At 54.2% G+C, this 12,180-nt stretch carries 10 protein-coding genes and 1 tRNA gene; 8 read left to right on the forward strand and 3 right to left on the reverse strand.

Going from position 1 to position 12,180, the window contains the following annotated elements:
- The first annotated feature begins 85 nt into the window (after positions 1-85).
- Complete coding sequence (locus tag FOE74_RS12840) at positions 86-1,315, forward strand: serine hydrolase domain-containing protein (protein ID WP_149099024.1); 1,230 nt, start codon at positions 86-88, stop codon at positions 1,313-1,315.
- A 133-nt stretch (positions 1,316-1,448) separates the two neighbouring features.
- Positions 1,449-2,078 carry a transposase gene (locus tag FOE74_RS12845; RefSeq protein WP_149099025.1) on the forward strand — a complete coding sequence of 210 codons (630 nt, stop codon included), beginning with the start codon at positions 1,449-1,451 and terminating at the stop codon, positions 2,076-2,078.
- Between the two features lie 160 nt (positions 2,079-2,238).
- On the opposite strand, the gene FOE74_RS12850 is transcribed toward FOE74_RS12845, so the two are convergent.
- A complete protein-coding gene (locus FOE74_RS12850; protein WP_149099026.1) occupies positions 2,239-3,279 on the reverse strand; it encodes an LLM class flavin-dependent oxidoreductase in 1,041 nt (346 codons plus the stop codon).
- Between the two features lie 150 nt (positions 3,280-3,429).
- On the opposite strand from FOE74_RS12850, the gene FOE74_RS12855 reads away from it, so the two are divergent.
- A complete protein-coding gene (locus FOE74_RS12855) occupies positions 3,430-4,344 on the forward strand; it encodes a pirin family protein (RefSeq protein ID WP_149099027.1) in 915 nt (304 codons plus the stop codon).
- A gap of 174 nt (positions 4,345-4,518) precedes the next feature.
- Entirely contained in the window at positions 4,519-4,791 is a 273-nt protein-coding gene (locus tag FOE74_RS12860) for a DUF4242 domain-containing protein (protein ID WP_149099028.1), read from the forward strand.
- Positions 4,792-5,170: 379 nt separating this feature from the next.
- Here FOE74_RS12860 and FOE74_RS12865 read toward each other — a convergent pair whose 3' ends face one another.
- Entirely contained in the window at positions 5,171-6,106 is a 936-nt protein-coding gene (locus FOE74_RS12865) for a hypothetical protein (protein WP_149099029.1), read from the reverse strand.
- Between the two features lie 39 nt (positions 6,107-6,145).
- Positions 6,146-6,221: transfer RNA gene (locus tag FOE74_RS12870), tRNA-Gly, on the reverse strand.
- 179 nt (positions 6,222-6,400) lie between these two features.
- Here FOE74_RS12870 and FOE74_RS12875 point away from each other — a divergent pair.
- From FOE74_RS12875 to FOE74_RS12890, 4 genes are all read left to right on the forward strand, one after another.
- The gene (locus tag FOE74_RS12875; RefSeq protein WP_225840801.1) at positions 6,401-7,579 is read left to right on the forward strand and encodes an alpha/beta hydrolase; all 1,179 of its coding nucleotides are present in this window, start codon (positions 6,401-6,403) and stop codon (positions 7,577-7,579) included.
- Between the two features lie 800 nt (positions 7,580-8,379).
- Positions 8,380-10,329, forward strand: a complete 1,950-nt coding sequence (locus FOE74_RS12880) for an LTA synthase family protein (protein ID WP_225840802.1) — start codon at positions 8,380-8,382, stop codon at positions 10,327-10,329.
- A 164-nt stretch (positions 10,330-10,493) separates the two neighbouring features.
- Entirely contained in the window at positions 10,494-10,952 is a 459-nt protein-coding gene (locus FOE74_RS12885) for a MarR family winged helix-turn-helix transcriptional regulator (RefSeq protein ID WP_149099030.1), read from the forward strand.
- Positions 10,953-11,008: 56 nt separating this feature from the next.
- Complete coding sequence (locus FOE74_RS12890) at positions 11,009-12,130, forward strand: alkene reductase (protein WP_149099031.1); 1,122 nt, start codon at positions 11,009-11,011, stop codon at positions 12,128-12,130.
- Positions 12,131-12,180: the final 50 nt, after the last annotated feature.

Consider the following 12,180-nt stretch of genomic DNA (forward strand, 5'->3'; position numbering starts at 1 on the left):
CCCCAGACAATGGTGAAAATTTTCTTTCGTTGTCTTATCTGTTGCCTTATCTTTAGAAACTGTTTTCTTGTTGGTAATCTTAGGTATGGTCTTTCTCAGCGCAAAACGTTTACTGTACAGATGTCTCCCCGCCTCCCTTTTCTGCCTCCTGCTGCTCAGTTGCCAGGAGTCGGGGAAGAAGAAGAAATTCTGGGGCAAGGAGGAGGAAACAAAGGAGGAGATCGCTATTCCGGCGTCTTTCACAGCAGACAGCGTCCGGAAACTGGGCCATCAACTGGATTCCGTTTTCAAGCACTTTCACAAAAGAAGGGGCTTTAACGGCACGGTGCTGGTGACCAAGTATGACCAGGTTGTCTACAAGGGCGCCTTCGGCATGGCCGATTTCTACAAGAAAGATTCCCTTACCGTAGAAACCGCTTTCCAGCTGGCCTCGGTCTCCAAGCAGTTCACCGCCATGGCCATTATGATGCTGAAGGAAGACGGCGAACTCCGCTATGAAGACAGCGTGCAGCAGTATTTCCCGGAGTTCCCGTACCACGGCATCACCATCCGGCAGCTGCTCACCCACCAGAGCGGCCTGTCTAACTACACCTATTTCAGCGACAAACTCTGGCCAGACCGCAACAAGAACCTCACCAACCAGGACGTCATCAACCTCATGGTGGCCCACCAGCCCAGACCGTACTACAAACCCAACGTGCGGTTTGACTACAGCAACACCGGCTACAGTTTATTGGCCTCTATTGTGGAAAAGGTATCTAAAAAGTCGTTCGCCACGTTTCTGCGGGAGCGCATCTTTGAGCCGCTGGAGATGAAGAACACCTTTACCTACAGCCCAGACGTGGCCACCCTCACCGGCAAGATTGCCACCGGCCACACCCGCTTCCGCCAGAAACGCACCTCAGATTACCTGGATACCGTGCTGGGCGACAAAGGCATTTACTCTAACGTAGAAGACCTCTACAAATGGGACCAGGCCCTGTACACACAGAAATTGGTCAGCAAAGAAACCCTGAAAGAGGCGTTTACCGGCGGTATTCTGAATAAGAAGAAAAAGCAGGAGGAAGATTACGGGTTCGGGTGGCGCCTGAAGCCTCTGGAAAACGGTGATACCGCCGTGTACCATGGCGGGCTGTGGCACGGCTTTTCCACGTATCTGCTCAGGAACCCCAAAGAGCACAGCGCCCTCATCATCCTCAGCAACTTGCCCAACGGCAGCTTCAGCTACCTGCAGGAGATCCGGAAATTCCTGTACCCGCCTCACCCAGACAGCGTTGCCCAGAACCAGAAACTGGCGGCCCGTACCCGGAGATAAGGTTCTATTTGATGGCGTGATCAGATACCGTAGAGACAAGGCATGCCTTGTCTCTACCACGCATTCCTTTCTCCTTCAAAAACTTATTATAGATTAGCCGTTTATCTATGGATAAAAATTAGATAAACAGGGCATGCCTGATAAATTCCAACATAAATACCGGATTGCTTCTGCCCGTTTGCAGCACTGGGATTACGGATGGAATGCGGCCTATTTCATCACCATCTGTACCAAAGACCGGCAACATTATTTTGGAAGCATTCTTGATGGGGAAATGCAGTTATCAGAGATTGGCAGATTGGCCTATACGGTTTGGGCTGAGATTCCCAGCCATTTCCCGTTTGTGGAATTAGATTCCTTTGTGGTTATGCCCAACCATGTGCATGGCCTCCTTCTGATTCAGAAACCGGAGGAACCACCTGCGGATCATTCGGCAGGCCCCTCAACCCCTGTAGAGACAAGGCAGTGCCTTGTCTCTACGATTCCTGGTCCGCCTATTCTTGATTCACCCGTTCAAGAACCTCCTACTGATAAAACAATAGGTCAACAACGGTTCCAGAACCAGGGCAAACACACCTTATCCTCTATTATTGGTTCCTACAAATCTGCCGTCACCAGATTTGCACGTTCAATTCAGCCTAATTTTGCATGGCAGGCACGGTTTCATGACCATATTATCCGCAATGCAAAAGACCATAAAAATATTGCCCATTACATTTATCATAACCCGCAGAATTGGGCTGATGACAAATTCTATTCATAGATGTTTGCTGTTCCAGCGGAAATGCGGATTTGCACTGTTCTTGGTGGAAATGATCGTCCTTGTAGAGACAAGGCATGCCTTGTCTCTACAAGGACGATCACGGTATCTGCAACGGAATACATTCAACGCGGCATAAAAAATCAGATGGCCATTTTAGGAATCACCCCTTTTCTGCCACTGCCTTCTTCACCGCCGGGGCCACCACGGTACCTAACAACTCAATAGCCCGCAGCACCTGCGCGTGCGGCAGGGTGCCTACGCTGATGTGCAGCAGGAAACGGGTGTTGCCGAACAACTCGTGCTCCCATAGGATCTTGTCAATCACCTGCTGCGGACTGCCTACCAGCAAGGAGCCCTCGGGGCCGCGCATGAGGTCATACTGTTCGCGGCTCATGCCAGACCATCCGCGCTCGCGGCCAATTTTGCCCATGAGGTACGCGTACGGGCCGTAGAACTCGTTGGCCGCCTTCTGCGAATCATCTGCCAGGTAGCCGTGCGAATTAATGGCCAGTTGTAGGTTCTGCGCCTGAAACCCAGATTGCAGGTAGACTTTCTTGTAAAGGTCCGTGAAAGGCACAAACCGTTCAGGCATGCCGCCAATGATGGCCAGGGCCATGGGCAAACCATACTGGGCGGCCCGTATGACCGATTCTGGGGTTCCGCCCACGGCTACCCAAATGGGAAGTTCCGCCTGGTAGGGCCTGGGGTACACGCCCAGGTCATCAATGGCCGCGCGGTGCTTGCCAGACCAGGTGACCTTCTCGCTTTTGTTCAACTGAATAAGCAGGTCCAGCTTCTCCGCGAACAGCGAATGGTAGTCTTTCATATCCTGCCCAAAAAGCGGAAAAGACTCAATAAACGACCCGCGCCCTGCCATGATCTCAGCGCGGCCCTCAGACAAGAGGTCCACGTGCGCGAAATCCTGGAATACCCGCACGGGGTCATCTGAGCTTAACACCGTCACAGCGCTGGACAGCTTGATCTTTTTGGTTTTCACCGCGGCCGCGGCCAGCACCACCGCCGGCGAGGAGACAATGAAATCTGAGCGGTGGTGTTCCCCAATAGAGAAAACATCCAGGCCCACCTGGTCGGCGAGCTCAATTTCTTCCATCAGGTTCCGCATCCGCTCGTGCGGGGGAAGCACTTTTCCGGTAGCCGGGTCTGGGGTATTCTCTACGAAGGTGGTGATGCCTATTTCCATAATCAATGTTACTACATCTTTTAGAACGATAAAAGTGTGAAGGAGTTGAGGAAACCAGGTTTCTCAGAGAAACCCCTCTTTTGCCGGTTCCTGCTTGCCATCTTCCTGTTTTACGGCTAACTTCAGGAAACCACAGCCAAAACACTGCCTATGCTGGACCTTGTGATTGATGCCCGAAAAGCCTCCCTGGCTCCCGGAATGGAGGTTCGCCGGATTCTGCCTTTCCGCCTGCGCCGGATGGTGGGTCCCTTCATCTTCATGGACCATGCCGGCCCGGTAAACGTGCAGCCACCCTTGGTGACCTCTCTGGATGTACTGCCGCACCCGCACATAGGTTTGTCCACGGTCAGTTACCTGTTCGGTGGGCAAGTCACGCACCGCGATAGCCTGGGCGTGGAGCAGATCATCAGACCCGGTGAGGTGAACTGGATGACCGCCGGCAGCGGCATTGCCCATTCAGAACGGTTTGAAGACCCGGCTACCCTGGCCGGCGGAAAACTGGAGATGATCCAGACCTGGGTGGCCCTCCCGGAGAAAGACGAGGAAGCCGCCCCCGCCTTTGACAATTACCAACCGGAACAGCTTCCCATTTTCACGGAGGCCGGCGTCTGGATGCGCCTCATTGCCGGTGATGCCTATGGGCTGAGAAACGGGGTTAAAACCCACTCGCCACTTTTTTACCTGCACGTGGTACTGGAGCAGGGCACCCGGTTTGGCTTACCCCAGGAACACACAGAGCGGGCCATTTACGTAGCCAAAGGCAGTATTGAAGTAGCGGGCCGCACGTACGGCACGGGCCAGATGCTGGTCTTCAACCAAGGCATAGATCCTGTTATTTTGGCCAAGGAACCGGCTACCCTCATGCTTCTGGGCGGTGAACCACTGGGCGAACGGTTTATCTGGTGGAATTTCGTCTCCAGCCGGAAGGACCGCATTGAACAGGCCAAAGCCGACTGGAAAGCCGGCCGCATTCTGTTACCACCCACCGATAACCAGGAATTCGTGCCGCTGCCCGAAGACAAGTCGCGACCCGCTGGTAGCCCTTCGCCGCAGGCACTCTCCTAGTGCGCGTTTGAAGCTCCTCTGAACAGGCCACTGCCTGTTACTTGCAACCCTCAGATCCTCTAGCGATCATCCCAATGGATCCTCTCTGAACACCAGGTGGAGACCAGAAACCACAAAGAAACGGGGCGGTTCCGAAAAGCCAGACGAGTAGGTTCACCTTCATTCAGACCAGCCATGCCCAAGTACCTCATTGAACGGGAAGTTCCCGGCGCCAGCCAACTCACCGCCGACCAACTGAAAGGCATTTCACAGACGTCTTGTAGTGTCTTGTCTCAAATGGGCCCTCAGATCCAGTGGCAGCAAAGCTATGTTGCCGGTGACAAGATCTATTGCGTGTACATTGCCCCAAACGAAGCGATGATCCGGGAACACGCCCAAAAAGGAGGTTTCCCAGCCAACTCCATCAAAGAGGTTTCTTTCATCATTGATCCCACTACCGCAGAATAAGGCGGCTTCTATTCGCTCGGGAAGCAACGCTTCAGATAAAGCACCCTTTATGGAATCTACAGGAGAAAGGGTACCAAGGAAAATCCCTCTTGGTACCCTTTCCCATTCTGCCATCTTGTTTCAAAGCCTCTGCGGGGAGAGGCAAGCGGCAGGGCAAGGCTTCAATCCTGCCGCTTGAGGCTGTCGCTGCTCCGGTATCTTTCAGGCCTCTTTTCTGAAAAACAGGCGCAAAAAGCACCCTGCCGGAGGGGCCTTTACTAAATCAGAAAGCCCTGGGATTGATATCTAGTATCAATCCCAGGGCTTTTATAGTTATCTAGCCGCTTTTACAAGCAATCATTTTTGGCCTACTTTTCAGGAAAAAGGCTTGAAACAGCCGTTAGCGTTTACTGGTCTTGCCCTGCCCCAGCCCTATCTGCAGGCCTAAAGACGGCACAATGGTGATGCCGGAATAACTTTCCTGCTCGTTCTGCAGCAGATTATAGGTGCCGTAATTCTGGTAGTACATAGACAGGGCGGGCAGAAGATAGATGCGGCGGGCACCAATCTTGGCATTCACGAAGAACCCGTAAGACGGGAAACTCTGTTTCTGGGTGAGGCCTTCCACCTTCATTGATTTCCCACCTACTTTCTCGTACAGGCGTCCTGGCTCTAGACCGTATTCCAGAAACGTATGGTTGTAGGCCACCCCAAAAGAGACGTTCCCGAACTCTTCATCCACGCCAAAGGATTTGCTGAACACCAGGGGCACCAGCACATCGCGGCGGGTGGCTTTGAACTGCACAATGGGGGCCAGCTTATCCAGGAAGATGCCCTCCAGAATGCCTGAACTCTGCCCGGCGTACTGTACGCCCATGCTCCCGTACCACTGACCAGAGCCGCCGGCGGTGGTTCCGCCTAACGGGCCCATGAACTGGTACATGGCATCTAGCACGTGTACACCAGAGGCATATTTGTACCCCACGTCTACCCGGGGCACCAGGCCGTAGCGCACATAGAAATCAAAGGTGGGTCCTACGGGGTCCAGGGTGTAGGCAAGAGCGGCCTTGGTAGCCACCCGCACCTGGTCGTTGTAAAAAACAGTGTCACGGTTGGCTAGGGCCTCAATGGCAGCCTCGGTGATGTCTTTGAGTTGGCTGATGGGTTCCGTGGCCACGTTGCCGCCTACGTTCGCACCTATCTTGAACTCCCCGTGGGGCGTTACCCGGCCCGAGTGGATGATGGATCGGGGAGCGGTGCAGCTTGCTGCCGCTGAGACTACTACCACACATGCAATCGCCTGCCAAAGGCGCAGGGAACTCAGGACTCTACACATACCCATCTTAAAGAAACCGGAACGAAAAAGGAGAAAATTTGGAGCGAGAAACGGGATTCGAACCCGCGGCCCTCAGCTTGGGAAGCTGATGCTCTACCAACTGAGCTACTCTCGCTGAATGCCTGCTTGGCTGAACAAATATAAGCGGGTTTTCTATGAACCACAAGCCCCCAGGCCTCCTTCTTCTTGCCTGTTCTCCATCTTTGCCCCCTTAAAACAATCCGTATTTATAGCGCTTGCGTATGTTAATTACCACAGACAGCTCCTGTTTGCCTTAATCCTACTACTATGATAATGAGAACATTACCTAATACCTACCTGGGAAGCATGGCCTTGATAGCCGCTTTTTGCATGCTGGTTGGTTCCTGTGAGAGCAAACGTAGCGTGGAGACAGAGCGCCAAGCCCGCGATGAGGCCGCAGATACCGCCACTCCCTCTGGCACTACCAACACGGCAGACTCCATTGAACTGGTAGAAGAAGGCCTGAAGCCAACTGGTGCCAAACCGGTCTGGGCAGATGAGATCACCGGTCCCATGCAGGCGGTCATTGACAAGCTGTCCAGCTATAACGCCAAGCCTATTCCGCAGCTCACTGCCCAACAGGCCCGCCAGAACCCCACGCCTACCACGGCCGTCCTGGACCTGATGAAGGAAAACAACATTGCCATGCCGCCTTCCAGGGTGGATACCGTGGGCAAAAAGATTCCCGTAGCCGGCGGACAGATCCATGCGCGGGTGTACACGCCCAAAACCGGCAAGGCTTCTTACCCAGTGATTGTGTATTACCACGGCGGCGGCTGGGTCATTGCCGACCTGGACACGTATGATGCCTCGGCCCGTGGGCTGGCCGAACAGACAGATGCCGTAGTGATTTCCGTAGCGTACCGGCAGGCCCCTGAAAACAAATTCCCTACCGCGCACAATGATTCCTTTGCCGCCTACAAATGGGCGTTGCAGAATGCCGCGTCTCTCAAAGGTGACCCTAAAAAGGTAGCCGTGGTGGGCGAAAGCGCCGGCGGCAACCTGGCCGCCGCCGTGAGCATGATGGCCCGCGACCAGAAAGTACAGATGCCGGTGCACCAGGTATTGGTGTACCCCATTGCCGGTTACGCCACCAACACGGAATCTTACCAGAAATACGCCGCCGCCAAGCCCCTGGACAAGCCCATGATGGAATGGTTCTTCCAGCAGTACCTGCGCACTCCCGCTGACGGCAAGAACCCTTGGATCAACCTGGTAGGCGCCAATCTGAAAGGCTTGCCTCCCACCACCATCATCAATGCCCAGCTAGACCCGCTCCAGACTGAAGGCCAGCAGTTGGCAGATAGACTGGAGGCAGCCGGCGTTGAAGTAGACCACAAAGTGTATGATGGCGTCACGCATGAGTTCTTTGGCATGACTACGGTGCTGCGCGAAGCAAAGGCGGCCCAGAAACAAGCCGTGACGGGTTTGAAAGATGCCTTCGGTTTATAAGCTGTTTTTTTACCTGTTTTTCTGAAACCAGCTTTGAAACGAGGTTCTCGTTCCATAGCTGATTTTTTCTTTTGCGCCAGAAATGGCTGCGAGAGGTTTATCAGCGCCCTTTGCAGGTATTTTTAAAGCTATTATATGCCTTTTGCCATGGCTGGTGCTCTCTCCGGTCAGGAAGGGGAACATGTACGACGTTACAGTGTAACGTCGCTACAGAATACCCGATTAAGTAGCCTCGTTACAGGGAAACGAGGCTGTGCTAATCAAATGGAATCTAGCCTGACGCCAACCAGAAATTGTTGGATAACCGCTTCCTGTGCACGCCTTTTGCCGTTGCTGGCGTGGTGCCCTGCATTGGCATAGGCCCTTATGCGGCTCGTTGCATGGCTGCCCTCCGATCGCTCACGGCCGCGAGGCCCCGTCTTCCCCTCTCGCACTGCCCTTTCGGCCTGAGCTGTCTGTTCCATTTAGTTATCGTCTATCCAGGGCCAAAAGCGAGGCGCGCTCGGGAAAGACTGGAACAGGGGAAAGTAGCAGAAGCAGTAATGATTTCCCATGTAGAGACAACGGCACCGCCTTGTCTCCACGCATTCCTCTCTCCCACGCATTCCTTCCTCCTGCAAAAGTATTCCCCTCCTGGGAAGAAGGATGGTTGACCTCACAGGTTTTCAAAACCTGTGAGGTCTTGCTTATTGATAAATCCGCGCTACAAAAGGCTTCCTCGGGAACAGGCTGGCGTTTTCAGCACTTTCGTTCTACCACTCCGTGATATTTCCTTAATTTTGTGGTTCTTCTGTTTGAACATGATGAATTCTTTTAGGCCTAAGGCGCTAAAATGTAGTGTACACCTGGCCATGCTGTTGGCGCTGGGAGTGGTGATGCTCCTCTATACCGTTTGCCGGCTGCTCTTTTATTTTTTCAACAAGGGCTTTTTCGCGGAGACTTCCTTCTCTGACCTGCTGTACCTCATGTGGGGTGGCCTGCGGTTTGACCTGGTGGCGGTCCTCTATACCAACCTGCTGTTTTTGGCCCTCATGCTGCTGCCGTTCCGGTTCCGGCACCACCCGGGGTACCGCAAAGTGGTGAAGTGGGTGTTCCTGGTCTTCAACGGCATAGGTTTGGCCCTCAACTGCGCTGATTTCATCTACTACCGCTTTACCCTGCGCCGTACCACCGGTAGCGTGGTGAAAGAATTCGCGAATGAGAGTTGGGGTACGTTTGCGTCCAGTTTTCTGGTGGATTTCTGGTATGTGGCCCTTATCTGGCTGGCCTTGGTGTTGGCCATGGCCTGGCTGTACAACCGCATCAGGCTGGAGAAAGCCCCTACTTACAACCCGTGGTTCTATTATCCGTGGCACACCGTGGTGCTGGTGCTTACCGTGGGGTTGGCCATTGGGGCCATGCGGGGCGGGTTCCGGCACAGCACGCGGCCCATCACCTTGAGCAACGCCGGGGAGTACGTGAAACGGCCGCAGGAAATGTACCTCGTCCTGAACACGCCTTTTTCGGTGATCAGAACCATCAACAAGACCAGCTACCAACCCATCCATTACTTTTCTGACCAGGAAGTGGCGCAGCTCTACTCGCCGGTGCACCAACCCGCAGACTCCGCCCGGTTCCAACCTAAGAACGTGGTGGTGATCGTGTTGGAAAGCTTCGGCAAGGAAGCCATTGGCGGCTATAACCGGCACCTGGAGAACGGCACCTACACCGGCTTCACGCCTTTCCTGGATTCGCTCATGGGCCATAGCAAGGTCTACTGGAACTCGTTTGCCAACGGCCGCAAGTCCATTGATGCCCTGCCCTCTGTGCTCACCAGCATCCCCAGCATTCAGGAGCCGTTCGTGCTGACGCAGTACGTGAGCAATAACTTGCCCAGCCTGCCCCGCACCTTGCGGCAGAAAGGCTACCACACCTCGTTCTTCCATGGCGCCCCCAACGGTTCCATGGGCTTTGACGCCTTCATGAACCTGATTGGCGTGGAAGAGTACTACGGCATGACCGAGTACGGCAAGCCCGAGGACTTTGACGGCATGTGGGGCATCTGGGACGAGGAGTTCCTGCAGTTCATGGCCGGCAAGCTCAAGACCTTCCAGGAGCCGTTCATGACCGCCGTCTTCACCACCTCCTCGCACCACCCGTACAAGATTCCGGAACGGTACCAGGGCCAGTTCAAGAAGGGCCCCTTTGAGATCTTTGAGTGCATCGGGTACTCAGACATGGCCCTGCGCAAGTTCTTCCAGACCGCCAGTAAGGCCCCCTGGTTCCAGAACACGCTTTTCGTGATCACCGCCGACCATTCGGCCACTCACACCTATTACCCCGAGTACCAGACCGCCTGGGGAAACTTCGCGGTGCCCGTCCTTTTCTTCGCCCCCGGCGATGCTTCTTTCAGGGGCGTGGAGCGGGACCGCGTGGTGCAGCAAATAGACATCATGCCCACCGTGCTGGGGTATCTGGGCTATGACCAGCCGTATTTCTCCTTCGGGAAGAACATGCTAAACCCGCAGGAAGGCAACTTCGCCATCAGTTACCAGGGCGGCTACCAATGGACCGAGGGCGACTACTTCCTGCAGTTTGACGGCACCAAAACCCTGGGCCTCTTCAACTACCGCCAAGACAAATCCCTGAAGGAAGACCTCCAAGACAAAGAGCCCGCCCGCAGGATAGCCATGGAAAACCAGCTCAAGGCCTTCATTCAGCAGTACAACAACCGCATGCTGGAGAACAAACTGCAGGTTTCCCAGAAATAGCGCTCAATACAAACCCTCTTCTATGGTTTAGGGCCTGTTTTGAAAAAAACGGGCCCTAAACCAGTACTTTCCCAGAAGAAACCGGCCGCAAGGGAAACTAAACAGGTGCAATAATTGTATATACAATAGTTATCACTAGATTTGCTACCCCACCGGTCCCGCCCATGAAACTGGAAGACGAAATAAAACAGAAGAGCTTTGGTACCCCGCACCGGCGTATGCTGGTAAACGTGATGTTTACCGGCAATTGGCTGCAAAAAGAGCTAGCGAGCCAACTGAAGCCGCATGGGTTGTCTTTGCAGCAACACAATGTGCTGGGCATTCTCAGGGGGCAATATCCTACCCCGGCTACCTTGGGCCTCATTCAGGAACGCATGCTAGACCGTGACTCCAATGCCACGCGCCTGGTAGACAAGCTGCTGGAAAAAGGCTTGGTGACCCGTTGCCAATGCTCTGAGAACCGCCGCAAGGTAGACATCATCATCACAGAGAAAGGCCTGGAACTGCTTCAGCTCACAGACTTCCTCATGCAGAATCTGGAGGAGAAATACCCGCAGATCAGCCCCGAGGAAGCCACCCAGATTGGTGATTTTATGGACAAGCTGCGCGAGAAGAAGAGCTGATATTTTTTTACCTATATAGTTGTATACACAACTTATGTTTACACAGAAATAAAACAATGAGCCAAATAGAAAATCAACCGCTGTTACAACCATACCACAAAGGCGCCTTACAACTGAGCAACCGCCTGGTCATGGCCCCTATGACCCGTAGCCGGACCAATAACCCCGAAAACGTACCCACTGAGCTGAACGCCGAATACTACGCCCAGCGCGCCAGTGCCGGTCTCATCATCTCAGAAGGCACGCCGGTAAGCCCGCAGGGCGTGGGCTACATCAACATTCCGGGCATTTATTCTGCTGCGCAGGTAGAAGGCTGGAAACTGGTGACCCAGGCCGTGCACGCCAAGGGCGGAAAGATCTACGCGCAGCTATGGCACGTGGGCCGCATGTCGCACCCAGATTTCCACAACGGCGCCTTACCGGTGGCTCCGTCTGCCGTGAACCCCAATGACCAGGCCTTTACCGAGGAAGGTTTCAAGCCAACCGTGACGCCCAGAGCGCTGGAAACCGCCGAGATCAAGGGAATAGTAGCCGATTTCAAAAAAGCGGCCCAAAACGCGGTAGAAGCCGGTTTTGACGGCGTGGAGATCCATTCTTCCAACGGGTACCTGTTCCACCAGTTCTTCAGCCGCTGCTCTAACCAGCGCACCGATGAATACGGCGGTACCATTGAGAACCGCGCCCGCTTCTTCTTTGAGGTGCTGGATGCCGTGAAAGAGGTGCTTGACCTGAGTCGCGTAGGGGTGCGCCTGAACCCGTCTATGCACGAGCAGTTCGGCATTACGGTAGACGAGGAAACCGCACCCACGTTTGAGTACATCATCAAGCGCCTGAACGACTATCACCTGGCCTATCTGCACCTCACGGAGGCGTCACCCAAAGTAGCGGAGTTGCCTTACGCCATCAAAGAGATCGCGAAGCACTTCCGTCCGTTGTACCACGGCACGCTCATCATCAACGGCGGCTTCACGCAGGAGACCGGCAACAAAGTAGTAGAAGATGGGCTGGCTGATCTGGTAGCTTTTGGCCGGCCGTTTATTGCCAACCCAGACCTGGTAGAGCGCTTCGCGGAGAACGCGGAACTGAACGCCCCGGATTACAACACGTTCTACAGCAATACCGGTGAAGTGGGCTACACAGATTATCCTACCCTGAGTGAAGTAGCGTTGGCTAAATAAGGAACAACACAACTGCATATATAGAAAAGGGCCGCACGCTTTGTGCGGCT

Source organism: Rufibacter glacialis (genome assembly GCF_008271745.1).
Lineage (GTDB): Bacteria > Bacteroidota > Bacteroidia > Cytophagales > Hymenobacteraceae > Nibribacter > Nibribacter glacialis.

Coding starts and splice junctions, on each gene's coding strand:
- FOE74_RS12865 (WP_149099029.1), bottom strand. CDS start 6,106: ATGTGTAGAGTCCTGAGTTCCCTGCGCCTTTGGCAGGCGATTGCATGT.
- FOE74_RS12875 (WP_225840801.1), top strand. CDS start 6,401: ATGAGAACATTACCTAATACCTACCTGGGAAGCATGGCCTTGATAGCC.
- FOE74_RS12850 (WP_149099026.1), bottom strand. CDS start 3,279: ATGGAAATAGGCATCACCACCTTCGTAGAGAATACCCCAGACCCGGCT.
- FOE74_RS12845 (WP_149099025.1), top strand. CDS start 1,449: ATGCCTGATAAATTCCAACATAAATACCGGATTGCTTCTGCCCGTTTG.
- FOE74_RS12860 (WP_149099028.1), top strand. CDS start 4,519: ATGCCCAAGTACCTCATTGAACGGGAAGTTCCCGGCGCCAGCCAACTC.
- FOE74_RS12855 (WP_149099027.1), top strand. CDS start 3,430: ATGCTGGACCTTGTGATTGATGCCCGAAAAGCCTCCCTGGCTCCCGGA.
- FOE74_RS12840 (WP_149099024.1), top strand. CDS start 86: ATGGTCTTTCTCAGCGCAAAACGTTTACTGTACAGATGTCTCCCCGCC.
- FOE74_RS12880 (WP_225840802.1), top strand. CDS start 8,380: ATGATGAATTCTTTTAGGCCTAAGGCGCTAAAATGTAGTGTACACCTG.
- FOE74_RS12890 (WP_149099031.1), top strand. CDS start 11,009: ATGAGCCAAATAGAAAATCAACCGCTGTTACAACCATACCACAAAGGC.
- FOE74_RS12885 (WP_149099030.1), top strand. CDS start 10,494: ATGAAACTGGAAGACGAAATAAAACAGAAGAGCTTTGGTACCCCGCAC.